The sequence below is a fragment of the Ruegeria sp. HKCCD9138 genome (assembly GCF_057220975.1).
Genome location: NZ_JBWVAZ010000006.1, coordinates 99,303 through 120,320, shown reverse-complemented (window position 1 = coordinate 120,320; position 21,018 = coordinate 99,303). Strand labels below are relative to the sequence as shown.

Annotated in this window: 21 protein-coding genes; 19 read left to right on the top strand and 2 right to left on the bottom strand. The window is 57.2% G+C overall.

Annotation, left to right across the window (positions count from 1 at the left end; translation table 11 throughout):
• Nucleotides 1-9 precede the first annotated feature (9 nt).
• The 9 genes from AC2TEL_RS12445 (at nucleotide 10) to AC2TEL_RS12405 (ending at nucleotide 7,152) form a co-directional block, all read left to right on the top strand.
• Nucleotides 10-1,140, top strand: coding sequence for an ABC transporter substrate-binding protein (locus AC2TEL_RS12445; RefSeq protein WP_480862334.1), 1,131 nt, complete (start codon nucleotides 10-12; stop codon nucleotides 1,138-1,140).
• A 52-nt stretch (nucleotides 1,141-1,192) separates the two neighbouring features.
• A complete protein-coding gene (locus AC2TEL_RS12440; protein WP_480841906.1) occupies nucleotides 1,193-2,113 on the top strand; it encodes a branched-chain amino acid ABC transporter permease in 921 nt (306 codons plus the stop codon).
• Nucleotides 2,110-3,096: a branched-chain amino acid ABC transporter permease gene (locus AC2TEL_RS12435; RefSeq protein WP_480862332.1), complete on the top strand. Its 987-nt coding sequence runs from the start codon at nucleotides 2,110-2,112 to the stop codon at nucleotides 3,094-3,096. Before AC2TEL_RS12440 ends, AC2TEL_RS12435 begins: the two co-directional genes overlap by 4 nt.
• Nucleotides 3,089-3,838 (top strand): ABC transporter ATP-binding protein, encoded by a 750-nt coding sequence (locus AC2TEL_RS12430; RefSeq protein WP_480841902.1) that lies wholly within the window; start codon nucleotides 3,089-3,091, stop codon nucleotides 3,836-3,838. Before AC2TEL_RS12435 ends, AC2TEL_RS12430 begins: the two co-directional genes overlap by 8 nt.
• Nucleotides 3,835-4,521 (top strand): ABC transporter ATP-binding protein, encoded by a 687-nt coding sequence (locus tag AC2TEL_RS12425; RefSeq protein ID WP_480904257.1) that lies wholly within the window; start codon nucleotides 3,835-3,837, stop codon nucleotides 4,519-4,521. The genes AC2TEL_RS12430 and AC2TEL_RS12425 overlap by 4 nt, the downstream gene beginning before the upstream one ends.
• The gene (locus AC2TEL_RS12420; RefSeq protein ID WP_480904254.1) at nucleotides 4,521-4,928 is read left to right on the top strand and encodes an acyl-CoA thioesterase; all 408 of its coding nucleotides are present in this window, start codon (nucleotides 4,521-4,523) and stop codon (nucleotides 4,926-4,928) included. The genes AC2TEL_RS12425 and AC2TEL_RS12420 overlap by 1 nt, the downstream gene beginning before the upstream one ends.
• On the top strand, nucleotides 4,925-5,320 hold the full coding sequence (locus AC2TEL_RS12415; RefSeq protein WP_480862327.1) for a RidA family protein: 396 nt from the start codon (nucleotides 4,925-4,927) through the stop codon (nucleotides 5,318-5,320). The genes AC2TEL_RS12420 and AC2TEL_RS12415 overlap by 4 nt, the downstream gene beginning before the upstream one ends.
• Nucleotides 5,321-5,440: 120 nt before the next feature.
• A complete protein-coding gene (locus AC2TEL_RS12410; RefSeq protein ID WP_480862325.1) occupies nucleotides 5,441-6,283 on the top strand; it encodes a Rossmann-like and DUF2520 domain-containing protein in 843 nt (280 codons plus the stop codon).
• Nucleotides 6,284-6,390: 107 nt separating this feature from the next.
• Nucleotides 6,391-7,152, top strand: coding sequence for an aspartate/glutamate racemase family protein (locus tag AC2TEL_RS12405; RefSeq protein WP_480841892.1), 762 nt, complete (start codon nucleotides 6,391-6,393; stop codon nucleotides 7,150-7,152).
• 46 nt (nucleotides 7,153-7,198) lie between these two features.
• Here AC2TEL_RS12405 and AC2TEL_RS12400 read toward each other — a convergent pair whose 3' ends face one another.
• The gene (locus tag AC2TEL_RS12400) at nucleotides 7,199-7,897 is read right to left on the bottom strand and encodes a GntR family transcriptional regulator (RefSeq protein ID WP_480841890.1); all 699 of its coding nucleotides are present in this window, start codon (nucleotides 7,895-7,897) and stop codon (nucleotides 7,199-7,201) included.
• A 142-nt stretch (nucleotides 7,898-8,039) separates the two neighbouring features.
• On the opposite strand from AC2TEL_RS12400, the gene AC2TEL_RS12395 reads away from it, so the two are divergent.
• The 7 genes from AC2TEL_RS12395 to AC2TEL_RS12365 all read left to right on the top strand — a co-directional run bounded on the left by AC2TEL_RS12395 (nucleotide 8,040) and on the right by AC2TEL_RS12365 (nucleotide 15,681).
• Nucleotides 8,040-9,290 carry an NAD(P)/FAD-dependent oxidoreductase gene (locus tag AC2TEL_RS12395; protein WP_480862323.1) on the top strand — a complete coding sequence of 417 codons (1,251 nt, stop codon included), beginning with the start codon at nucleotides 8,040-8,042 and terminating at the stop codon, nucleotides 9,288-9,290.
• A gap of 59 nt (nucleotides 9,291-9,349) precedes the next feature.
• Nucleotides 9,350-10,330, top strand: a complete 981-nt coding sequence (locus AC2TEL_RS12390; protein WP_480841886.1) for a TRAP transporter substrate-binding protein — start codon at nucleotides 9,350-9,352, stop codon at nucleotides 10,328-10,330.
• Between the two features lie 66 nt (nucleotides 10,331-10,396).
• On the top strand, nucleotides 10,397-10,924 hold the full coding sequence (locus AC2TEL_RS12385; protein ID WP_480841884.1) for a TRAP transporter small permease: 528 nt from the start codon (nucleotides 10,397-10,399) through the stop codon (nucleotides 10,922-10,924).
• 4 nt (nucleotides 10,925-10,928) lie between these two features.
• On the top strand, nucleotides 10,929-12,242 hold the full coding sequence (locus AC2TEL_RS12380) for a TRAP transporter large permease (protein ID WP_480841882.1): 1,314 nt from the start codon (nucleotides 10,929-10,931) through the stop codon (nucleotides 12,240-12,242).
• Between the two features lie 47 nt (nucleotides 12,243-12,289).
• A complete protein-coding gene (locus tag AC2TEL_RS12375; protein ID WP_480862321.1) occupies nucleotides 12,290-12,724 on the top strand; it encodes a universal stress protein in 435 nt (144 codons plus the stop codon).
• 33 nt (nucleotides 12,725-12,757) lie between these two features.
• On the top strand, nucleotides 12,758-13,882 hold the full coding sequence (locus tag AC2TEL_RS12370) for an enolase C-terminal domain-like protein (protein ID WP_480862319.1): 1,125 nt from the start codon (nucleotides 12,758-12,760) through the stop codon (nucleotides 13,880-13,882).
• A 65-nt stretch (nucleotides 13,883-13,947) separates the two neighbouring features.
• Entirely contained in the window at nucleotides 13,948-15,681 is a 1,734-nt protein-coding gene (locus AC2TEL_RS12365; RefSeq protein ID WP_480841876.1) for a thiamine pyrophosphate-binding protein, read from the top strand.
• 105 nt (nucleotides 15,682-15,786) lie between these two features.
• Here AC2TEL_RS12365 and AC2TEL_RS12360 read toward each other — a convergent pair whose 3' ends face one another.
• Nucleotides 15,787-16,671 carry a LysR substrate-binding domain-containing protein gene (locus AC2TEL_RS12360; RefSeq protein ID WP_480862317.1) on the bottom strand — a complete coding sequence of 295 codons (885 nt, stop codon included), beginning with the start codon at nucleotides 16,669-16,671 and terminating at the stop codon, nucleotides 15,787-15,789.
• 99 nt (nucleotides 16,672-16,770) lie between these two features.
• On the opposite strand from AC2TEL_RS12360, the gene leuB reads away from it, so the two are divergent.
• From leuB to AC2TEL_RS12345, 3 genes are read left to right on the top strand one after another with little or no spacing between them, the layout of a single operon-like run.
• Nucleotides 16,771-17,856, top strand: a complete 1,086-nt coding sequence (gene leuB / locus AC2TEL_RS12355) for a 3-isopropylmalate dehydrogenase (RefSeq protein WP_480862315.1) — start codon at nucleotides 16,771-16,773, stop codon at nucleotides 17,854-17,856.
• Nucleotides 17,853-19,514: a GMC family oxidoreductase gene (locus AC2TEL_RS12350; RefSeq protein WP_480862313.1), complete on the top strand. Its 1,662-nt coding sequence runs from the start codon at nucleotides 17,853-17,855 to the stop codon at nucleotides 19,512-19,514. The genes leuB and AC2TEL_RS12350 overlap by 4 nt, the downstream gene beginning before the upstream one ends.
• Entirely contained in the window at nucleotides 19,511-20,992 is a 1,482-nt protein-coding gene (locus tag AC2TEL_RS12345; protein WP_480862311.1) for an aldehyde dehydrogenase, read from the top strand. The genes AC2TEL_RS12350 and AC2TEL_RS12345 overlap by 4 nt, the downstream gene beginning before the upstream one ends.
• The last annotated feature ends 26 nt before the right edge of the window (nucleotides 20,993-21,018 follow it).

The window sequence follows — 21,018 nt, the reverse complement described above, 5'->3', positions numbered from 1 at the left end:
GAGAAACACATGAATAAATTGCTATTGGCCGCTGCGGCATCGGCCCTCTGCGCGACAGGCGCATTGGCCGAGGTCAAGGTCGGGATGATCACCACGTTGTCCGGTGGCGGCGCGGGTCTTGGAATTGACGTTCGTGATGGTTTCATGCTGGCGATCGCACAATCCGGTCGTGATGACATCGAAGTCGTAATCGAAGACGACCAGCGCAAACCCGACATCGCCGTCCAGCTTTCGGACAAAATGATTCAGTCCGAGCGCGTTGATGTGATGACCGGGATCATCTGGTCCAACCTTGCGATGGCGGTCGTTCCGGCGGCGGTCAACCAGAATGTCTTCTACCTGTCGCCCAACGCCGGACCTTCGCCACTTGCGGGTAAAGGCTGCCATCAGAACTATTTCAACGTGGCGTGGCAGAACGACAATCTGCACGAGGCCGCAGGGGCCTATGCCAATGATACAGGGTACAAGAAGACCTTTATCATGGCACCGAATTACCCCGCCGGCACTGACGCGCTGACCGGCTACAAGCGGTTTTTCAAGGGCGATCTGGCAGGCGAGGTCTATACCAAGCTGGGTCAGACCGACTATGCGGCAGAAATCGCTCAGATCAGGGCGAGCGATGCGGACAGCGTGTTCTTCTTCCTGCCCGGCGGCATGGGGATTTCGTTCCTCAAGCAATACGCTGACAGCGGCATCGACCTTCCGGTCGTTGGGCCTGCTTTCAGTTTCGATCAGGGCATCCTGCAGGCGGTAGGTGATGCAGCACTTGGCGTTGTGAACACCTCGCAGTGGAACAAGGACATCGACAACCCGACCAACGCGGCTTTTGTCGAAAGCTTCCAGGCCGAATACGGTCGCCTGCCTTCGCTTTATGCGAGCCAGGGGTTCGACACCGCAAACCTGCTGTTGTCGGCGCTTGAGAAAGCCGATCCGTCGGATGCCGACGCCTTCCGCGAGGCGCTGAGGGCCGCTGATTTCAACAGCACGCGCGGGGATTTCGCCTTCGGTCCGAACCACCACCCGGTGCAGACGATCTATGCGCGTGAAGTGATCAAGGAAGGCGACGTCTTCACCAACAAGATCATCGGCACGGCGCTGGAAGGTCATTCGGACGCCTACGCGGCTGACTGCAAAATGTGATCGATCACTGCCTGCCTTCGACCACGTAGGCAGGCAGCTACCCGGAGTTTTCATGTCCTCGATCCTGATTATCGAGCAGATCCTCAACGGACTGCAATTCGGCGTTATGCTCTTTTTGATGGCTGCCGGCCTGACGCTGATCTTCGGTGTCATGGGGCTGATCAACCTGGCCCATGGCTCGCTTTACATGGTCGGGGCTTTTGCTGCGGCGGCTGTAGCAGGTGCGACAGGCTCTTTCTTTCTGGGGCTTGTTGCGGCGCTTGCGGCTGCCGCACTGGCAGGCGCGATCATCGAAATGGTGGTCATTCGGCGGCTCTATGATGCCGCGCACCTGGATCAGGTTCTTGCAACCTTTGCCCTGATCCTGATCTTTTCAGAGGGCACGCGTTGGGTATTTGGATCCTTTCCCCTGTTTCTGAACATACCAGAGGCCCTGTCCGGCCCCGTGACTTTGCCCGGCGGGATCGAATACCCGCTGTATCGCCTGACCCTTATCCTGATCGGGATGGCGGTTGCGGGCGGGCTTTGGCTGCTTATCGAACGTACCCGAATTGGGATTCAGATACGCGCGGGCGAAAATGATCGCGAGATGATCGCCGCATTGGGTGTCGATATCTCCAAACTCTATACACTTGTTTTTGCTCTCGGCGCCGCGCTTGCCGGTTTGGCAGGGGCGCTGGTCGGCGCGATTCAATCGGTTCAGGTCGGCATGGGTGAGCCGGTGCTGATCCTGGCCTTTGTCGTCATTGTTATTGGCGGCATCGGCTCGATCCGGGGGGCTTTCATCGGGGCGCTTCTGGTCGGGTTGACCGACACGCTGGGCGGTGTGTTCCTGCCCGAACTGTTCAAACTGTTCATGGACACAGGCGCGGCCCAGAAAAGCGGCGCGGCCATCGCATCCATGGGAATCTACATCCTGATGGGATTGGTCCTGATCTGGCGTCCCACCGGCTTGTTCGGAGCGCGCGCATGAGGCTAGATGAACGACATATCAACACCGTCGTGCTGCTGGGTCTTCTTGCGCTGCCGCTTTTGGCGCTGGTTATGGACGAGCCATTCACAATCACGCTGGTGACCCGTGCGGTGATCCTTGCATTGGCGGCGGTTGGATTGAATCTCATACTGGGCATTGGCGGAATGGTCAGCTTTGGGCACGCCGTTTTCTTTGGGATAGGCGGTTATGCGATGGGCATCCTTGCCTATCATGCGCAGACCTACACGGCGCTGGATCTTGGGCTCTTTGAGACTGATGGCACCAATTCAATGCCGGTCATCTGGCTTGTTGCGATGATACTGTCGGCGATTGTTGCATTCTTCATCGGCCTGCTGTCGCTGCGAACGTCCGGCGTGTACTTCATCATGATCACGCTCGCATTTGGTCAGATGTTCTTTTACTTCGCGATCTCATGGGCGCAATATGGCGGCGAAGACGGGCTTTCAATCTATGTCCGCAACAGCTTTCCGGGATTGAACACGCTGGTTCCGATCCAGTTCTTCGGCATCTGCTTCGCCCTGCTGTGCATTGTGCTTTTCCTTTTTGCGCGGCTTCAGACGTCACCTTTCGGTCTGGCTTTGAACGCGGCTCGTCAAACCAACGCGCGGGTCGAGACCGTTGGACTGAACCCGATGCGCCTGAAGTTAGTGGCCTTTATCATCTCGGGCGCGATCACCGGGCTCGCAGGAGCATTATTTGCCGACCTGAACCGATTTGTGTCGCCCACGATGTTCAGTTGGCAATTGTCCGGCGAACTGATCGTTCTGATCATCATCGGCGGGGTCGGTCGCCTGATGGGGCCGGTGATTGGTGCCTGTGTGTTTGTCGCACTCGAGCATTTTCTGGGTGAGCTGACAGAGTTCTGGCATGTTTACCTGGGCATTATCCTTCTGTGCATCGTCCTGTTTGGTCGCGGCGGTGTGACGGGTTTGTTGACTGGCAAGGAGGGCGCGCATGTCTGAACCGATCCTTGCAACTCATGGCCTGAACAAAAGCTTCGGTGCGCTCAAGGCAACGATCGACGTGTCGATTGACCTGAAGCCACAGGAAATCCACGCGATTATCGGGCCGAACGGAGCTGGAAAATCCACGCTGATCAAACAGATATGTGGTGGCCTCAGGCCGGATTCCGGCCGTGTTACGCTGTGTGGGCAGGACGTGTCCAACACAACGACCCAGGCGCGCGCGCGTGCCGGGTTGGGACGCACATTCCAGATTTCTGACCTTTGCATGGAAGATACCGTTCTGGAAAACGCGGTGCTTGGTGCCATGGGTGCCGAAGCCGCAGCCTGGCGGTTCTGGCGTGGTGCGCTGAAGACCTGTGCCCTACGCGAAAGAGCCGAAGCCGCACTGGAACGCGTTGGCCTTGCAGATGAACGCGATACACGCTGCGCCAATCTCAGCCACGGGCAACGACGACAGTTGGAAGTCGCCGTTGCCCTGACGCTTTCGCCGCGTGCTTTCATCATGGATGAACCGATGGCGGGACTTGGGGCGGAAGGCTCCAAACGGCTGACGGGCTTTCTGGATGGGTTGCGTGCGGAAGCTCCGATCCTGCTGGTCGAGCACGACATGGATGCGGTCTTTGCCTTGGCGGATCGGATCAGCGTGCTGGTTTACGGCAAGGTCATAGCCACCGGGACAGCGGATGAGATCCGCAGCAGCCGTGAGGTGCGCGAAGCCTATCTGGGGGACGAGGCATGAGCTTTCTGACCGTCCGGAACCTCACAGCCACATACGGCGTCAGTCAGGCATTGTTTGGTGTCGATCTGTCCATGACCGAAGGGGAAGTGACTGCGTTGATGGGGCGCAACGGAATGGGCAAAACAACCACCGTCAAAGCGATCTGCCGGATGATCAGGTCCGAAGGGACACTGACGCTGGATGGATTGAATCTGCACGATCTTCCCAGTCACAAGGTTGCCCGCAAAGGTGTTGGCCTCGTTCCCGAAGGACGCCGCTGTTTCGCCGACCTGACCGTGCGCGAAAACCTGATTGCTGCCGCGCGCCCTGGCGACTGGACCATGACCAAAGTGACGGAGCTGTTCCCGAGACTGGGTGAGCGAGAGGGGCAACGGGCGGCGTCTCTGTCGGGTGGGGAACAGCAGATGCTGGCGATCGGTCGAGCGCTGATGACCAATCCACGCTTGTTAATTCTGGACGAAGCGACTGAAGGTCTTGCGCCGATCATACGGCAAGAAATCTGGGCGGCCCTGCGCCGGCTAAAACAGGAAACCAGCGTTGCCATTCTGCTGATCGACAAATCTCTGAAAGAACTCGCATCCGTTTCGGACAAGGCCGTTATTCTGGAGCGCGGCAAAACTGTCTGGTCGGGTCTCATGGCGGATCTGACACCCGAGATTTCCGAAAGATACGTGGGGGTTTGATGGCTTTCGAGTTTCAACAGAAAGTGTTGTTCAAACACTGCGACCCGGCCGGGATCGTTTTTTATCCCCGATATTTCGAGATGATGAACGATTGCGTCGAAGCGTTTTTTGACGAAGTGCTGAACGCGCCCTTTGAAGAAATGCATCAGAGCGGTGGAGTGCCCACGGCGCAGATCGAGACCCGGTTTACCGCGCCCAGCAGACACGGCGATCACCTGTTTCTGCGACTTGTTGTTGCTAGGATTGGCCGAAGCTCAGTCGAATACAAACTGACCGCACATTGCGGAGGTGAGTTGCGCTTTGCCACGACAGCCACGCTTGTGCATGTCGGCGCAAACGGTCGTTCTACGGCGTGGCCGGAAACACTCCGTACCAAGTTAACCGAATTCAAGGACCAAGCGTCATGAGTCATCAAACAATCCATCCAAGCGGTTGGATGCCCGCCAAAGGGTATGCCAACGGTATCCTGACCAAAGACGGAACCCTGCATATCGGCGGCCAGATCGGTTGGGATGCCAACAAGAACTTCGTGCCAGGTGGATTCATCGAACAGATGAAGCAGGCCCTTTTGAACATTGCGGCCATTGTCGAAGAAGCAGGAGGGCAGGTTTCTGACGTAACCCGGTTGACCTGGTTTGTGACTGACAAAAGTGAGTACCTCGCCCGTCAAGCCGAAGTAGGTGCGGCGTATCGGGAAGTATTTGGAAGGCACTTCCCGGCCATGTCGATGATTATCGTTGCAGGCTTGGTCGAGGATGAAGCTCTGGTCGAGATCGAAGCGACAGCTCATCTGACATAACCGGACCGGGTTGTTGGGCAAATGCGTTTGTAGCCGAGCGGGATGGCACAAAGTGACGTAAGCTGGGCCAGCCATTAGTGCATTCTTTCAATCGAGCCATCCGAATGGGAGCCCCGCGCAATGTCTCGGATCAAAGTAAACCTCATTGGCGCAGGACGCGTCGGAAAAACGCTGATCAGTTTGATGAGCGACGATCCGAATTGTGAAATTCAATCAGTTCTGAGCTCAAGCCCCAGATCAGCAAATGAAGCAGTGCAATTGGCGGGGTCGGGGCACGTAGTCTCGGGGTTTCACGAGCTTGAAAGCGCGGATCTATGGATTCTGGCAGTGCCCGACGGTCAAATCCGGACTGTCGCTGCTGACCTCGCCAGAGCGCGACAAGGAAAGGAGGAACGTGGCGCAGTCGTCATTCATTGCAGTGGTTTTTTCCCCGCGTCGGAAATGGCTCCTCTGCAAGATTTGCAGTGGCGGCTGGCAAGTGTTCACCCCGCAATGTCCTTTGCTGATCCGGCAACCGCCAGGGAGCAGTTCAAGGGTGCTCTTTGCGGATTGGAGGGTGACGAAGACGCCAAGGTGTTTGTCCGCCCTGTTTTTGAGCATCTGGGCGCCCGGTGCTTTGACATCCAGTCGGCAGAGAAAAGTCTCTACCATGCAGCCGCCGTTTTCGCGAATAACTTCACGGTTGTCCTGCAATCAGTTGCACGCGAGGCTTGGGCTCAAGCCGGGGTGCCAGACCACATCGCAGAACAACTCAATCAGTCGTTGCTGCAGGGCGCGGCCGACAATGTGATGTCATTCGGTCCGCAAAAGGCGTTGACGGGGCCTGCGTCCAGAGGTGATGAACATGTCGTGACCCAACAAGGCCGCGATGTCAGCGCGTGGCACCCGGTCGCTGGGTCGATTTACAAGGAAATGAGCGCTCTGGCACGGGCCCTCAAGGAGACAGGCAAAACACGCGACTGACCGCACGTTTTCACTGTGGCCGATAGGGCGGCCGATTTCAGATTGACTCCGTTCAGAACTGTATACAGAAATGTCTACAAATCTTCGATGAAGAAGGCAGGGCCTCAATGCACAACTGTCACGGCGGCAAAACCGTTTATGGCGCCAATCTTGGCATCCTCATGCTTGAAACTCAGTTCCCGAGAATTCCCGGAGATATCGGCAACGCCACGACATGGCCCTTTCCCGTACAATACCGCATCGTGCGCAGCGCGACGCCGGATCGCGTCGTGCGCAACGATGCGCGCGAACTTGTTGATGCTTTCATCGACGCCGCGCAGGATCTGGTCGCAAGTGGTTGCGACGGCATCACCACAAATTGCGGGTTTCTTTCCATCGTGCAGGATCAACTCGCCAAAGCGGTCCCTGTTCCTGTTGCAACCTCATCCCTGATGCAAACCCCGATGGTGCAAGCCATGCTGCCACCGGGCAAGCGGCCCGGTATTCTGACCATTTCGAAAGAAACTCTGACTCTGGAGCATCTGGAGGCAGCGAATGTTCCACTGGATACGCCGATCGTCGGGACAGAGGGCGGGCGCGTCTTTACCCGCGATATTCTGGGCGATGCGCCCGAAATCGACTTTACAGCCTGTCGTGAGGATATGCTGGATGCTGCGCGGCAACTGATGACACAGCACGAAGGAATTGGCGCCATTATTCTGGAATGCACCAACATGACACCTTACGCCGCCGACGTTCGCAGGTTGACGGGACTGCCGGTGTTTTCAATCTACAGTTTCGTTCGATGGTTCCACCAGGCGTTGGTACCGGATCGCTTTCCGAGCGAACTCGATGATCCGTTGCTTGGTCTGGCCGGGCGCAATTCCTGAGGTGACTCCTTTTGGAACTGCAACACCGTTCGAGACCAAGGCCGGTTTAAATACCCGGTACGTAAAGCTGGGAATAGGCGACACGGACCAATTCGACAGTCTGTTCGCTGCGCCGTTCAATGTGGCCGCGTAAGGCCGCCACTGCTCGATCCTTGTCCCGCGCTTTGACGGCGTCCAAAATGACCCTGTGTGCTGACATCGAGGCCTGATCAGTATCAGCTTTGTCACGTCGACTTTGCAGCAGGCGGAGGTTGATAAACCTGACGTAGCGAATGCGCTCATTAACATTGAACAGCAGTCTTATCAGTTCCTGATTTCCGGAAAGGGAGGCCAGTTTGATGTGAAACTCCTCGTCCATCCGCAGCAACTCATCCAAATCACGACATGTTGAATAGGAATTTTCCACTTCGTCGAGATAGGCCACAACCGAGTCGATGTCCTGTTCTGCGGCGGATTCGATTGCGCGGATCAACGCCTCGGTCTCAAGCGCGCATCTCAGCTGGTATAGCTCTAACACCTTATCGGGGCTCAGTGGTCTGCAAAAGAAACCCTTGCCAAGCTCAAATGTCAAAAAACCTTCGGATACCAGCCGGTTAAGCGCTTCGCGCAGCGGCGTCCGACTGACGTCCAGCCGTTTTGTCAGCGCTGTTTCATTCAGCCGTTCGCCCGGTTTGAATTCGAAACTAATCGCCATTTTGCGCAGCGCCTCATAGGCCCGTTCAACACTGCCTTCCGTTTTGGACATCGTACTCTCTGGCTGGTCTCAGTTGCCCTTATTTAACAGAGATCGCCGCGAAATAAACAATTGTCTTCACAGAATCCTACAAGTCTGTATACAGGACAGAATATAGTACCCGCCCAAATGATTCTGGGTACGGTGAGGGATGATGAGCTTCAGCGGCGAACAAGTGGTCATTATCGGTGCCGGGATCGTCGGCGTGTCGACGGCCATCTGGCTGCGGCGCAAGGGCGTCAATGTCACCATCGTTGATCGCAACCCCCCTGGCGATGCCAAAGCCACCTCCTACGGAAATGCCGGCGTATTGGCTGCCTGTTCCGTAGCGCCAGTGACGGCGCCGGGCCTGATGCTCAAAGGCCCGCGGATGGCGTTGGATCCAGATTTCCCTTTGTTTCTGCGCTGGTCCTACCTGCCGCGCCTTTTGCCCTGGCTTCTGAAGTATATGTCGAATGCCAACGACAAGGATACGCGGCGCATTGCGAAGGGGCTTACACCGCTAACCAGTGACTCGGTCGAACAACATTTGTCCCTGGCCAAGGATACTGGGGCGGCGGAGTGGATTCAGACCAGCGACTACAGCTTTGTCTACCCGACGCGGGAGGCGTTCGAGGATGACGACTACACCTGGATGCTGCGCAGGATAGCAGGGTTCGAGCCCGAGATTCTGGAAGGTTCAGCAGTTCGGGAGTTCGAGCCCAACCTATCCCCGAACTTGAATTTGCTCGCGGTAATGCATGATCATGGGTTCAGCCGAAATCCGGGTGCCTATGTCGCTGCATTGGCCGGCGAGGCCGAAAGGCTTGGTGCCATTTTTCACCAGACAGAAGTTGTAGATTTTGAGCTGACCGATGGGCAGGTCACGGCTGTTGTGACCAAAGACGGCAGATTGCCCTGCACCAAGGTCGTTCTGGCGACAGGTGTCTGGTCCAAGCCGCTGGCCAAGAAGCTTGGGATTTCCGTGCCGATCGAAAGCGAGCGCGGCTACCACATGGAATTTACCGCACCAGAAAACGGCCCGGCGACCCCGCTGATGGTGACCACTGGCAAATTCGTAGCCACACCGATGGAAGGCAGGTTGCGATGCGCCGGTGTGGTCGAATTTGGCGGTCTTGAAGCGGGGCCGTCAAAAGCGCCGCTGGACCTCTTGAAACGCAAGGTGTTGGAGAGTTTCCCGAACCTGAAATTCGAAAGCGAAACCAGCTGGCTTGGGCATCGCCCGGCTCCGTCCGACAGCCTGCCGCTGATTGGGGAAATTGGAAAAACCGGCGTTCTGGCCGGGTTCGGGCATCATCACATCGGTCTTACTGCCGGGCCCAAGACGGGCCGGATTCTGGCAGGACTGATCACCAACGACCGCACCAATATCGACCTGAGTTCTTATGATCCGATGCGGTTCTGACTGAATAATCAAGAATGCTCTGCCAGCAGAGCAAAACCAAGGCAACAAGGGAGCCAAACATGTCAACCACACTTACCAAGCTCGCCGCCAGCGTCGCTGTCGTCACCGTATCAAGCGTTGCTGCGTCGGCGGAAACCTGGGATATGCCAATGGCGTATTCGGCCACCAACTTTCACTCGGCAACAGGTGCGGAATTCGCGGAATGCGTGACGATCGGGACAGGTGGTGCGCTCACCATTCAGACCCATCCCGGTGGTTCGCTCTATGCCGGTGCGGAAATCAAACGCGCCATTCAGACCGGTCAGGTGAACATTGGTGAACGCCTGTTGTCCGGTCACCAGAATGAAAACCCGCTGTTCGGATTTGACTCGGTTCCGTTTCTTGCAACTTCGTTTGACGACTCCGAAAAACTCTGGGAGGCCGCCAAAGGTCCGCTGACAGAGTTGTTGGCCGAGCAAAATCTGCATCTTCTGTATTCCGTTCCGTGGCCGGGGCAGGGGCTCTACTTCGACCGTGAAGTGAACTCGTTGGCGGATGCCGAAGGCTTGAAATTCCGTGCTTACAATTCGGCAAGCGCCCGTCTGGCCGAGCTGGCCGGAATGCTGCCGGTGCAGATCGAAGCCGCCGAAATCAGCCAGGCTTTCGCTACTGGTGTCGCACAGGGGATGGTATCTTCGGGGTCCACCGGCTACGACCGGAAAGTCTGGGAAAGCCTCTCGCATTATTATGGCGTGGACGCATGGATGCCCCGCAACTACGTGATGGTAAACATGGACGCCTGGAACGGTCTGGACGAGGCCACCAAGAACGTCGTGAACGGCTGTGCCGTGCTTGCCGAATATGCAGGGGACTGGCGCTCGATCCAGTATACCGAGTTCACCGTGAACGAACTGGCGAAAAACGGGATGACCACTGGCCCCGCGGGTGACGCGCTTGCGGCCGAGCTGCGTGACATTGGTGAGACCATGACTGCCGAATGGCTGGAATCGGCGGGTGATCAAGGCAAGCAGATCGTCGACGCCTTCAAAGCGGCCCAATAAACCCAACCACTTGATAATTGCCCCGGTGCCGGATCGATGCCGGGGCACACATAAAGGAGGGTGGTCGTGACGTTTTTCAGTCTTCTGCGCACTGTATTGGACACCATCTATCGATGGGCCGGATACGTTGCAGCTGTTTTTTTGATCCTGATCCTGTGTTTCGTCTCCATGCAAATGGTGTCCCGCTGGGTCGGTGAGATTGTTGTCGGTGGGCCTGATTTCACTGGGTATTGCATGGCGGCGGCGTCGTTTCTGGCATTGCCCTACGCCATGAACAGCGGCAGCCATATCAGGGTGAATTTGTTGCTCAATGTGATGGGGAGATACCGCAGATACGGCGAGATCTGGTGCTGGGCCATCGCCAGCTACCTGACTTTCCTGTTCGCGCGTTACGCAATCAAACTGACCTACGAAAGCTACCGCTTCAACGACATCAGCCAGGGTCAGGATGCCTGGCCGATCTGGATCCCACAGATGTCAATGGTGATCGGCACGGTTCTGTTGGCGATCTGTGCCTTGGACAATCTGATCTGCGCCCTCTTCGCGGGTAAGGACAACATTCGATCCCTTGGGGTCGACGCGCACGCGGAGTGACGTCATGGATCAAGTTTACCTCGTACTCATCTTCCTGTTCGCTCTGTTTCTTCTGCTAGGAACTGGCGTTTGGGTGGCACTGGCGTTGTTTGGGGTCGCTTATCTGGGCCTTGAAATGTTCACGTCCCGCCCTGCGGGCGACGCAATGCTAACCCGCATCTGGACCGGCTCGTCCAGTTGGACATTGACGGCTTTGCCGCTGTTCATCTGGATGGGTGAAATCCTGTTTCGAAGTCGATTATCACAGGATATGTTCCGCGGTCTCAGCCCATGGATGCAGCGCATGCCAGGCGGTCTGGTGCATGTCAACATCGTCGGATGCACGATATTCGCGGCTGTTTCCGGTTCTTCCGCAGCGACGCTGACCACCGTTGGGAAGATGTCAATCCCGGAGCTTCGGGCGCGCAAGTACCCGGAATACATGATCATCGGAACGCTGACCGGCGCGGCAACGCTGGGTCTTATGATCCCTCCGTCGCTGACTTTGATTGTATACGGTGTTGCGGTCGAGCAATCGATCTCGAAGCTGTTCATGGCGGGCATTCTGCCCGGTATTTTTCTGGCCGGTATGTTCATGGCCTATGTCGCCGGGTGGTCGTTCATCCGGCCAAAGGAAGTGCCGGAGATCGCCGACAAGATGACCTTTGGTCAAAAGCTGAATGAAAGCCGGTTTCTGATCCCGATCATCCTGTTGATCCTGGTTGTCATCGGTTCGATGTATGGCGGTTTTGCCACTGCGACCGAAGCCGCGGCCATCGGCGTTGTCGGCGCCTTCATTCTGGCCGGTTTGCAGGGATCGCTGACCAAGGAAGCCTTTATCGAAAGCCTGCTGGGTGCGACGCGGACATCGGCGATGATCGCCTTTATCCTGATGGGTGCGATTGCTCTGACACTGGCCATGGGTTTCACCGGTCTGCCGCGTGCATTGGCGGAATACATCGAAGCCCTGAACCTGTCGCGCTTTTCGCTGCTGCTGGCCTTGATGCTGTTCTACATCGTGCTGGGCATGTTCCTCGACGGAATTTCCTCGGTGGTTCTGACCATGGCGATCGTTCAGCCGATGGTCGAAGGCGCAGGGATCGATCTGATCTGGTTCGGCATCTTCATCGTTGTGGTTGTGGAAATGGCACAGATCACCCCACCGATCGGATTCAATCTGTTCGTCATGCAGGGGATAACCCGACACGAAATGGGGTACATAGCCAAAACCGCGCTGCCGCTTTTCTTGATCATGGTGGTGATGGTGTTCGTCCTGATCGGCTTCCCCGAGCTGGCGACCTATCTGCCGGATAACATGGTAAACTCGGTTGGCCGCTAGTCGGCCAGCCCCCTTCTCGGAATAATCGGCATCAAGAGGGCGGTAAGATGACCAAAGGCATTATTCTCGCGGCCGTGGATCTGGTCCACAAAGACGCAGACAGTCTTGTTGTCAAAGAGGCAATCTCGCTGGCGCGAACCCATGACAGCAAGGTCGAGCTGGTGTTTGTGATCCCGGATCAGCAGAACAGTTACGTTCAGGAATACATTCCGGCCGACATGCGGGAAAAAGTGCTAGTTGAGGCGCTGGATGACCTTCAGAGCTATGGCCAGACCTTTGACTGGCACGGGGTGGAGCACAACGCACAGGTTTTGCGCGGAGTGGTCTATGAAAAGCTGATTGAGCATGCAGATCAAGTCGGCGCCAGCTTTGTTGTCATCGGTGCCAGCCGGCCATCGGTGACGGATCTGTTTATCGGCCCGAATGCGGCGCGTGTTTCTCGTTACGCATCCTGCAGCGTTCTGGTTGTCCGGCCGCAATAAACCGCACCCCGCTTATTCTTGATGGAGACCAGTGTGAGCGATCACAAGATAGAGGAAATTCGCGTTCACCGAATTTCGATCCCGGCCAAGGCTGTCCACTCCCACGGCAGCGGCGATGTGGCGGGGATCAACGTAGCGATTGTGGAAATCGTGACGGACACGGGCCTCACCGGTTGGGGGGAAGCCTCGCCCTGGCCGGTTTTTACCGGAACCGCCGAGGGCAATGCCGCAGCCCTGCACGTTCACTTGCGGCCACAATTGATCGGTCAGGATCCGGTGCGAGTCGAAAAGCACATGAACATGGCCGATAAGGTGGTGGTTGGTCATCCCGAGGCCAAGGCCGCGCTGGAAATGGCGTTGCTGGACATCACCGGTCAGATCTCCGGCCTTTCGGTCAGTGAACTGGTCGGCGGCCGAATGCGCGACAGTATGGGCATGAGCTTTTCTGTCGCCAACCCGGATTTTGATGCCGATCTCGATGACATCGCGGCGATGTGGGAAGACGGTGTTCGAATCTTCAAGTTCAAGACGGGTTTCGCAGACCACAAGTTCGACCTGATGCGTTGCGAAAAGCTGCGCGAAATCTATGGCGACGAGGTAGATATCCGCATCGACTATAACCAGGGTTTGCCGGCCTATGATGCAGTTCGATGTATTCGCGATCTGGAAGCATTCCGCCCGACATTTGTGGAACAACCGGTCAGGATGCACGAACGCGAGGTGTTGGCCCATATCACCCATGTGATCGACACACCGATCATGGCGGATGAGAGCGTGTTCGACCCCAAGGGCGCGCTCTATGGTGTCCAGTACAGGATCGCAGACATCTTTTCGCTGAAGATCATGAAATCCGGGGGCATCCGCCGGGCGCTGGAAGTTGCGGCAATTGCCAGGGCGGCCGGGATCGAAGTCTACGGCGGTTGCATGTTTGAAACCGGACTTGCCCATGCGGCTGGCGCGCATTTGATGGCGGCGGTGCCGGACCTTCTGCTGCAATGCGAATTCTACATGGCAACTTACTACGCCGCCGAAGACATCCTGACCGAGCCTTTCCCCGTCAAACACGGAAGGGTTCACGTTCCTACCGGTCCTGGTCTGGGCGTGAAAGTCGATCCCGAAATGCTCGAGAAATACGCCGTGGACACCCCACTGGCTTAACTAAAAAACTGCGAAAAATCTGCATACCAAATTGTATGCAGTTCGCCCCGGAAAGGTGCAAACCAATGGAAAACTCAGAATCCAAACGCATGAACGGCGCACAGATCATCCTTAAAATGCTTGAGCTTCATGGCGTCAAACACGTGTTTGGTCTGCCCGGCGAAACAACAATAGGATGGTACAAGGAATGGCGCGAGCACAGCGACATCGAATTCGTGCTAACCCGTGATGAACGCACAGCCTCCTTCGCCGCTGAAGCGTATGCCAAAATTACCGGTCGGCCTTGTGTGCTCGAGGCACCCAGTCCGGGCGTGACCCATTGTACCCCTGGCATCACCGAGGCCTTCCTCAGCTCTGTTCCAGTAATCTTTTTCAGTTCCGACATCCCAATCAATCAGGACAAAAAACATGGGCTGACCGGTGTTGATCAGACCAGACTTTACGACAGCATCTGCAAGGAGTCATTTGTGCTGACCAATGCGCAAGAAATCCCCTTCCTGATGCGCCGAGCGTTTCGTGTTGCGACCTCAGGTCGGCCGGCGCCGGTACATATCCGTGTCCCAATCAACATCTTTGGCGAAGAAGCTGAGGTCGGGGATCTCTATGCCGAACCGGATTACAGCTTTTACCCGGCTCACCGGCCGGTGGCCGATCACTCCAAGATCCGGGCTGCCATAGATGTTCTGCTCGCGGCAAAAAAGCCTGCCATCGTCTGCGGGCAGGGCGCCTTGATCTCCAATGCGACGGACGCGATTCTGGAGCTGGCTGAGCTGTTACAAATACCGGTTGGCACCACCACCCCGGGCAAGGGAACAATTCCGGAAGACCACCCCCTTGCCCTGCGGGTGATCGGAGGCCGTGGTGGCATGGAATATTCCAACCAGTACGTATTCGATGCGGATACCATTTTTTTTATTGGTTCGAACACGGATAGCGCGGCGACGGATCATTGGAAGCTTTATGGTGACCCCAGAAATAAAACTTTCCTGCATCTGGACATTGCCGAGGCACATGTCGGCAACAATTTCCCGGTCAAGGTCGGGCTGGTTGGCGACGCTCGCGCCAGCGTGGAATACATGGTCGCGATTCTAAGGTCGGAATACACGGCACTTTCTCGCGACCCGATCAATCTGAACCCGGTCAAGCAAACCGCTCTGAACAAGGTGTTCAACTCGAACATTCCAATGCCAGAAGGCACGATCTCACCGGTGAAACTGTCTCAGGTTCTGGACAAGATCATGCCTGAGGACGCCGTGGTGACGTCCGAACCGGGTGTCAGCGCGATCTACCCCTCCGCCTTGCTGACCTTCCGAAAGCCCGGCCGCCGTTACATCACCAACTATTCGATGGGGGCTTTGGGGTATTCGGTTCCGGCAGGTTTGGGCGCTGCCTACGCCAATGACGGGCCGATCATCTCTTTCACGGGCGATGGTTCCCTTGGGTTCGTAATCGGAGATATGGAGACACTGAAGCGCAGCGGCAAAAACATCACGGTGATCCTGACCCGCAACGATACATTCGGCTGGATCCGGGGAGAAGCGATATTGCTGGATGACGTTGACGAACCCTGGTCGACCGATTTCGGACGCGTCGATTATGTCAAGGTGGCAGAGGGTTTCGGCTTCAAGGCTGCGCGCATAACAAGCGAGGCGGATATCGAACCGATGCTGACAGACGCCATCGCCAATCCCGGTGCAAATTTCATCGAGATGATGGTGCCGTCGCAGGACAAGATCGTCCCATTCGTGCCCAACTGGGTTCGTGCCGCGCGTGCAAAAAACCTGCCCCACTTTTACTGAGCAAGTCCGGTTTTGGGATCGCAGGTTGCTCTGCGGTCTCAACTGCCGGCAGATGCCTATTTTGTCTGGCAAACAGTGCAACGGTGATCGGTCATCCTTGACAGATCACGGCCCGTTCTGTCCGATCCAGTCCAAAAAGTGACTGGCTCCGGGTCTTGCAGCGCCCGATGTGGTAACCGAACAGAAATACCCTCGGTTGGTTTTGTTTTCGTGCTCGCAGGCCAGTGCCAGTGAGCCGTTGACAAGATACTCGTTCAGCAGAGGGCGCCATCCAATACCGATGCCCAGACCGTTCTGGATTGCCCGCAGATAAACCATGTAGCTTAGATAGCTGTCGTGTGGTGGCGGTTTCGGAATGTCTATCCCGGTTCCCTCGAAAAATCGCTTCCAGTCGCCATTGTGATCCGGGCCGGACAAGTGAATGAGTTTGCGGTCGGCCAATTCCGATCGGGTGAATGGTCGACCGTTTTCCAGAAGACCGGGATGGCAGACGGCAACCATGTTTTCCCCAAAGATTTTCCTGCTGGCCGCGCCTTCCAGGCCACTATGACCAAAAAGAATGATTGCATCACATGCACCGGCGTCGAAATCGGCGTTTTGATCCCGGGTGATGATTTGCAGTTTGGTGTCTGGATACTGGCTTTGAAACTCCGCCAGTCGAGGCAACAGGTAAAGGCTGGTGAATCCGATACTGGCGCTGACGATAATTGTCCCGTCATCTTTATGCGCGCGCAGAGTTTCCAAACCTTTCCGTATGGCGTCAAATCCCTGTGACACAGCCTCTGCCAGAATTGCTCCTTCCTTGGTCAGGGTCAGGCGCGGCTTGCTGCGCAGGAAGAGTTTCAGCCCCAGCTCGGCCTCCAATGCCGAGACATGCCGGCTGATGGCGGGTTGCTGTACGTTCAACTCCTCCGCTGCACGCGAAAAACTCAGGCGTCGCGCCGCTGCCTCGAACGCGTTGATCTGAGGTACCGGAATCGGTCGTGACATCATCATACCTTTGGCGAATGATTGTCATTCACCATTTCCGTCTTTTTCGATCACATCAAGTACGTAATCCTGCTGCTGGCGTCAAAGCAGGAATGATCGGTGGAAAAGACACTTCTGGCCCTTGGTGGCGATGGGATTGGTCCGGAAATCCTGGAGCAGGGATTGCGCGTCGCCGGACGGCTGGCAGAACTTTCAGGCATCAGTTTGTCCGTTCGGCACGGCCTTTTGCACGGCGCGTCCTGGGAGGTGCATGGAAGCTTTTGCACCCCAGAGGTGCTTGATCAGGCGCGTAAATCCGACGCGATATTGGTTGGGGCAGTCGGCGGCCCGAAATGGGACAGCATCCGGGTGCCCGGCGGCGCCGAATGTCAGGACGGTTTGATGTATTTGCGCCATCATTTGCAAACCTATCTGGGGTTGCGCCCGGCCCGTGCTTGGGTGCCGCTCATGTCCAAAACCCCGTTTCGACCCGGACTGGCTGAGAACGCGGATGTTCTGATCCTGCGCGAGATGTGTGGTGGCGCCATGTTTGCCACCGAAAGGGGGCAACGCCGGGTGAATGGTCTGCGGCAGGGTTATGACATGACTGCCTACGATGAGGCCGAAGTTGCTCGGTTTGCGCATGGCGGGTTTCAATTGGCCAGGTCGCGACGGAGTCGGTTGGTGAGCTGTGACAAATCAAACGTTATGGAAAGCTACAAACTTTGGCGCACGGTCGTGACCGAGGTTGCGCAAGAATATCCGGATGTAATCTTCGAAAACATGTTTGCGGACAATTGCGCGTATCAGCTGATGCGGCGGCCCGAGGATTTCGACGTGGTGATCGGCTGCAACCAGATGGGCGACGTGCTGAGCGACCTGACGGCAGTATATGCGGGCTCACTGGGTATGCTGCCCTCGGCCTGTCTGGCTGCGAACCCGGCGGACGGACCAGTATTCGGCATGTATGAGAGCACCGCGGGGTCCGCGCCGGATATCGCAGGTCTGGGTACTGCCAACCCTGTGGGCACGATCCTGTCCGTCGCGATGATGTTCCAATACAGTTTTGACCAGCCCCATGTCGTCAGTCTGCTGGAATCCGCAGTCGAAGCCACGCTGAACGTGGGCATCATGACACCTGATCTGGGCGGGCAGGCCACCGGGGCCGAGATGACGAATGCCATTCTCGAAAGGCTCTCGGGGTGAAGGCGTTCGATTATGTAATCGCTGGGGGCGGCTCGGCCGGTTGCGTATTGGCGGCACGGCTGGCGGAAGACCCGAAGGTTTCGGTCTGTCTGGTCGAGGCCGGTGGTCGGGGTCGAGACCTGTTCATCCGGATGCCAGCCGGGAACGGGTTCGTCTTCGGCAACCCCAGGCTCGATTGGGGTTATCATTCTGTGCCACAGCCGGGATTGAATGGTCGCAGCATCTACTATCCACGTGGTAAGGCTTTGGGAGGATCCTCCATCGTCAACGGCATGATTTACATGCGCGGTGTGGCGGCGGATTACGACATGTGGCGGCAGTCGGAGCTTGAGGGCTGGTCCTATGCGGACGTTCTTCCGTATTTCCGCCGCTCAGAGGGCGCACGCGACCGCTGTGACGATTGGCATGGGCGCGACGGCCCGTTGAAAACCGAGCCCGCCAGAAATTTCGGAGAGTTTGAGCGCGCATTCATAGCGGCGGCCAGGGCTGCCGGGCATCGCGAGATCAGTGACTTCAATGGGCCCGAGCGGACAGGCGTGTCGCGAAATGACTCGACTGTCTGGAGAGGTGTTCGCCAGTCGGCGGCCATCGCATATCTGAAAAATCCACCGAAGAATCTGACACTCTGCACCGGGCGCCAGATTGCGCGAATAGTTTTTGACGGGCGGCGTGCGATCGGTGTGGAAACACTTGATGGCGAAGTGATCCGTGCGCGTCGCGAGGTGATTGTCTGTCAGGGCAGTTTCGGCACGCCACATCTGCTGATGCTGTCCGGCATCGGGCCGGGCGATCATCTTTATCAGCACGGGATTAATGTTGTGTCTGATCTACCCTCTGTGGGGGCGAACCTGTCAGATCATCCCGATGTTTCGATGCAATACGCTTCGGACCGGCCGGATCTCAGTCATGCCCGGCATCAGAGGCTGGACAGGGCGGCGTTACTGATGGGGAAATGGCTGCTGAACGGTTCAGGCCCCGGCGGAGGAGCATTCTTTTCGACAGTGTTGTTCCATGCCTTCGACAACCCTGCGCTGCCCGAGCTAGAAGTTTTCATGACCCCGATGGTTGTCGAAGAAAACCTTGGCAATGGGTGCGAAGAACGCGCGCCGCTGACGCAGCGGCTTGGTCGCAGGCTTTTGGTACGCGGTCGCAAGGTGGCGAAACCGGGTGTTCAAATAGACATAAACCTTGAGCGGCCCCGCTCGGTTGGGACAGTTCGCCTGGCAAGCGCCGACCCAAGTGAGAAGCCTTTGATCGATCCAAACTATTTCGCGGATCCGCAGGATACCGAACATCTGAAACGCGGTGTTCAGGTTATGCGAGACGTGATGGCGCAGGAACCGATTGCAAGCCTGGTTTCGGGTGAGACTGGGCCCTGGAAAGACGCCCACACCGATGCCGCGATCGTTCAGGCGATCCGTCAGACGGCCTATACGGGTCACCACCCGGCCTGCACCGCACGTATGGGCGACGTGCTGGATCATGAATTAAGGGTGCATGGGGTCGAGGGGCTGCGTGTTTGCGACGCTTCGGCGATGCCGATGCAAATCACTGGCAACCTGTATGCCACAGTGGTCATGATGGCGGAAAAGGCTGCCGACATGATCCTTGGCCGCCCACCATTGCCACCGGAATACCCAACGGAGCACACTCGATGACCGACATCCGCACCTTCGATTTCTTTGCCGGCAACGCATGGCACGCACCCGCAGGCGGGGGATATATCGACAGTGAAATCCCTGCCACCGGCGAAGTCTGGGCGCGTATCCCCGACTGTCGGCAGGCGGATGTCGATCTCGCTGTGGGTGCGGCGCATTCAGCTTATTACGCAGGTCATTGGGGCCGGATGCAGCCAGCCGAACGGGGTAGGCTACTGCGACGCATGGGTGACGTGATCTCTCGCCATGCCGACCGATTGGGGGCGATCGAAACCCGCGACAACGGCAAGCTGCCGTCGATGATCACTCCGGGATTGCGCGCGGGTCAGTGGCTGGTTGACAGTTTCCACTATTACGCCGGTATGTGCGACAAGTTTGAGGGCCGGATCATCCCCGCCGAAGCACCCGACATCCACAACTACGTAAAGTGGGAACCCTTCGGCGTTGTCGCTCAGGTACTGCCCTGGAATTCGCCGCTGGGAACCCTGTTCTGGAAACTCGCCCCCTGTCTTGCGGCGGGAAATACGGTCGTAATGAAACCTTCGGAACATTCCAGCGCATCGACGCTGGAGCTGATGGAGGTTCTGCTCGAGGCCGATCTGCCGCCCGGGGTGTTGAATGTGGTCACCGGATTAGGGGCGACGACGGCCCAGCCGATGATTGAACACCCGGATGTCAGGATGGTGAGTTTCACGGGCGGTACAGCGGGCGGTCGAGCGGCCGCAATCGCGGCGGCGCAGCAAGTTAAGCCGGTGGTGATGGAGCTTGGTGGCAAGTCGCCGCAAGTTGTCTTTCCCGATGCCGATCTCGAGCTGGCTGTAAACGGGGTTGCTGCGGGAATTTTCCCTCCGGGTGGGCAAAGCTGCATCTCGGGTTCACGCGTGCTTGTACATCGCGACATCATCGACGACTTCACCGAAAGGTTGGTTGATGTGGCGAAAAAAGCCCGTGTGGGTGATCCTCTGGATCCGGCAACGCAGATCGGGCCGATGGCCAACCGGCGGCACTACGAAACCGTTCTGGCGCGCATTTCTGCGGCCGAGCAAGCGGGTCACAGGCTGTTGCTGGATGGTCGGACCGCGTGCCGGGATAGCGGTTATTACATCGGGCCAACGATTTTCGCAGATGTCCCCAACACCTCCGATCTGGCACAGAATGAGGTTTTTGGGCCAGTGGTCAGCACCGAGGCTTGGGAGGACGAGGCAGAAGCAATTCGCATCGCCAACGACACTATCTACGGGCTTGCCGCAGGTATCTGGACCCGCGATGTCGCCAAAGCGATGCGCATTGCCGACCGGATCGAGGCCGGCACGGTTTATATCAACAACTATTTCAACGCTGCCACACAATCGCCGGTCGGTGGCATGAAACAATCGGGCTACGGCCGCGAAAACGGGTTCGAAGGGATGCGCTGCTTTCTGCAGACCAAATCCGTCTGGTTGTCCACAAATCCCCAGCAACCCGACCCATTTGCCTGAGCCCGCAAAGGCGCCGCAACCGAAGA

Excerpts from the sequence above, each read along its gene's own strand:
- AC2TEL_RS12445 (WP_480862334.1), top strand. The coding sequence starts at position 10 with ATGAATAAATTGCTATTGGCCGCTGCGGCATCGGCCCTCTGCGCGACA.
- AC2TEL_RS12440 (WP_480841906.1), top strand. The coding sequence starts at position 1,193 with ATGTCCTCGATCCTGATTATCGAGCAGATCCTCAACGGACTGCAATTC.
- AC2TEL_RS12435 (WP_480862332.1), top strand. The coding sequence starts at position 2,110 with ATGAGGCTAGATGAACGACATATCAACACCGTCGTGCTGCTGGGTCTT.
- AC2TEL_RS12430 (WP_480841902.1), top strand. The coding sequence starts at position 3,089 with ATGTCTGAACCGATCCTTGCAACTCATGGCCTGAACAAAAGCTTCGGT.
- AC2TEL_RS12425 (WP_480904257.1), top strand. The coding sequence starts at position 3,835 with ATGAGCTTTCTGACCGTCCGGAACCTCACAGCCACATACGGCGTCAGT.
- AC2TEL_RS12420 (WP_480904254.1), top strand. The coding sequence starts at position 4,521 with ATGGCTTTCGAGTTTCAACAGAAAGTGTTGTTCAAACACTGCGACCCG.
- AC2TEL_RS12415 (WP_480862327.1), top strand. The coding sequence starts at position 4,925 with ATGAGTCATCAAACAATCCATCCAAGCGGTTGGATGCCCGCCAAAGGG.
- AC2TEL_RS12410 (WP_480862325.1), top strand. The coding sequence starts at position 5,441 with ATGTCTCGGATCAAAGTAAACCTCATTGGCGCAGGACGCGTCGGAAAA.
- AC2TEL_RS12405 (WP_480841892.1), top strand. The coding sequence starts at position 6,391 with ATGCACAACTGTCACGGCGGCAAAACCGTTTATGGCGCCAATCTTGGC.
- AC2TEL_RS12400 (WP_480841890.1), bottom strand. The coding sequence starts at position 7,897 with ATGTCCAAAACGGAAGGCAGTGTTGAACGGGCCTATGAGGCGCTGCGC.
- AC2TEL_RS12395 (WP_480862323.1), top strand. The coding sequence starts at position 8,040 with ATGAGCTTCAGCGGCGAACAAGTGGTCATTATCGGTGCCGGGATCGTC.
- AC2TEL_RS12390 (WP_480841886.1), top strand. The coding sequence starts at position 9,350 with ATGTCAACCACACTTACCAAGCTCGCCGCCAGCGTCGCTGTCGTCACC.
- AC2TEL_RS12380 (WP_480841882.1), top strand. The coding sequence starts at position 10,929 with ATGGATCAAGTTTACCTCGTACTCATCTTCCTGTTCGCTCTGTTTCTT.
- AC2TEL_RS12375 (WP_480862321.1), top strand. The coding sequence starts at position 12,290 with ATGACCAAAGGCATTATTCTCGCGGCCGTGGATCTGGTCCACAAAGAC.
- AC2TEL_RS12365 (WP_480841876.1), top strand. The coding sequence starts at position 13,948 with ATGGAAAACTCAGAATCCAAACGCATGAACGGCGCACAGATCATCCTT.
- AC2TEL_RS12360 (WP_480862317.1), bottom strand. The coding sequence starts at position 16,671 with ATGTCACGACCGATTCCGGTACCTCAGATCAACGCGTTCGAGGCAGCG.
- AC2TEL_RS12345 (WP_480862311.1), top strand. The coding sequence starts at position 19,511 with ATGACCGACATCCGCACCTTCGATTTCTTTGCCGGCAACGCATGGCAC.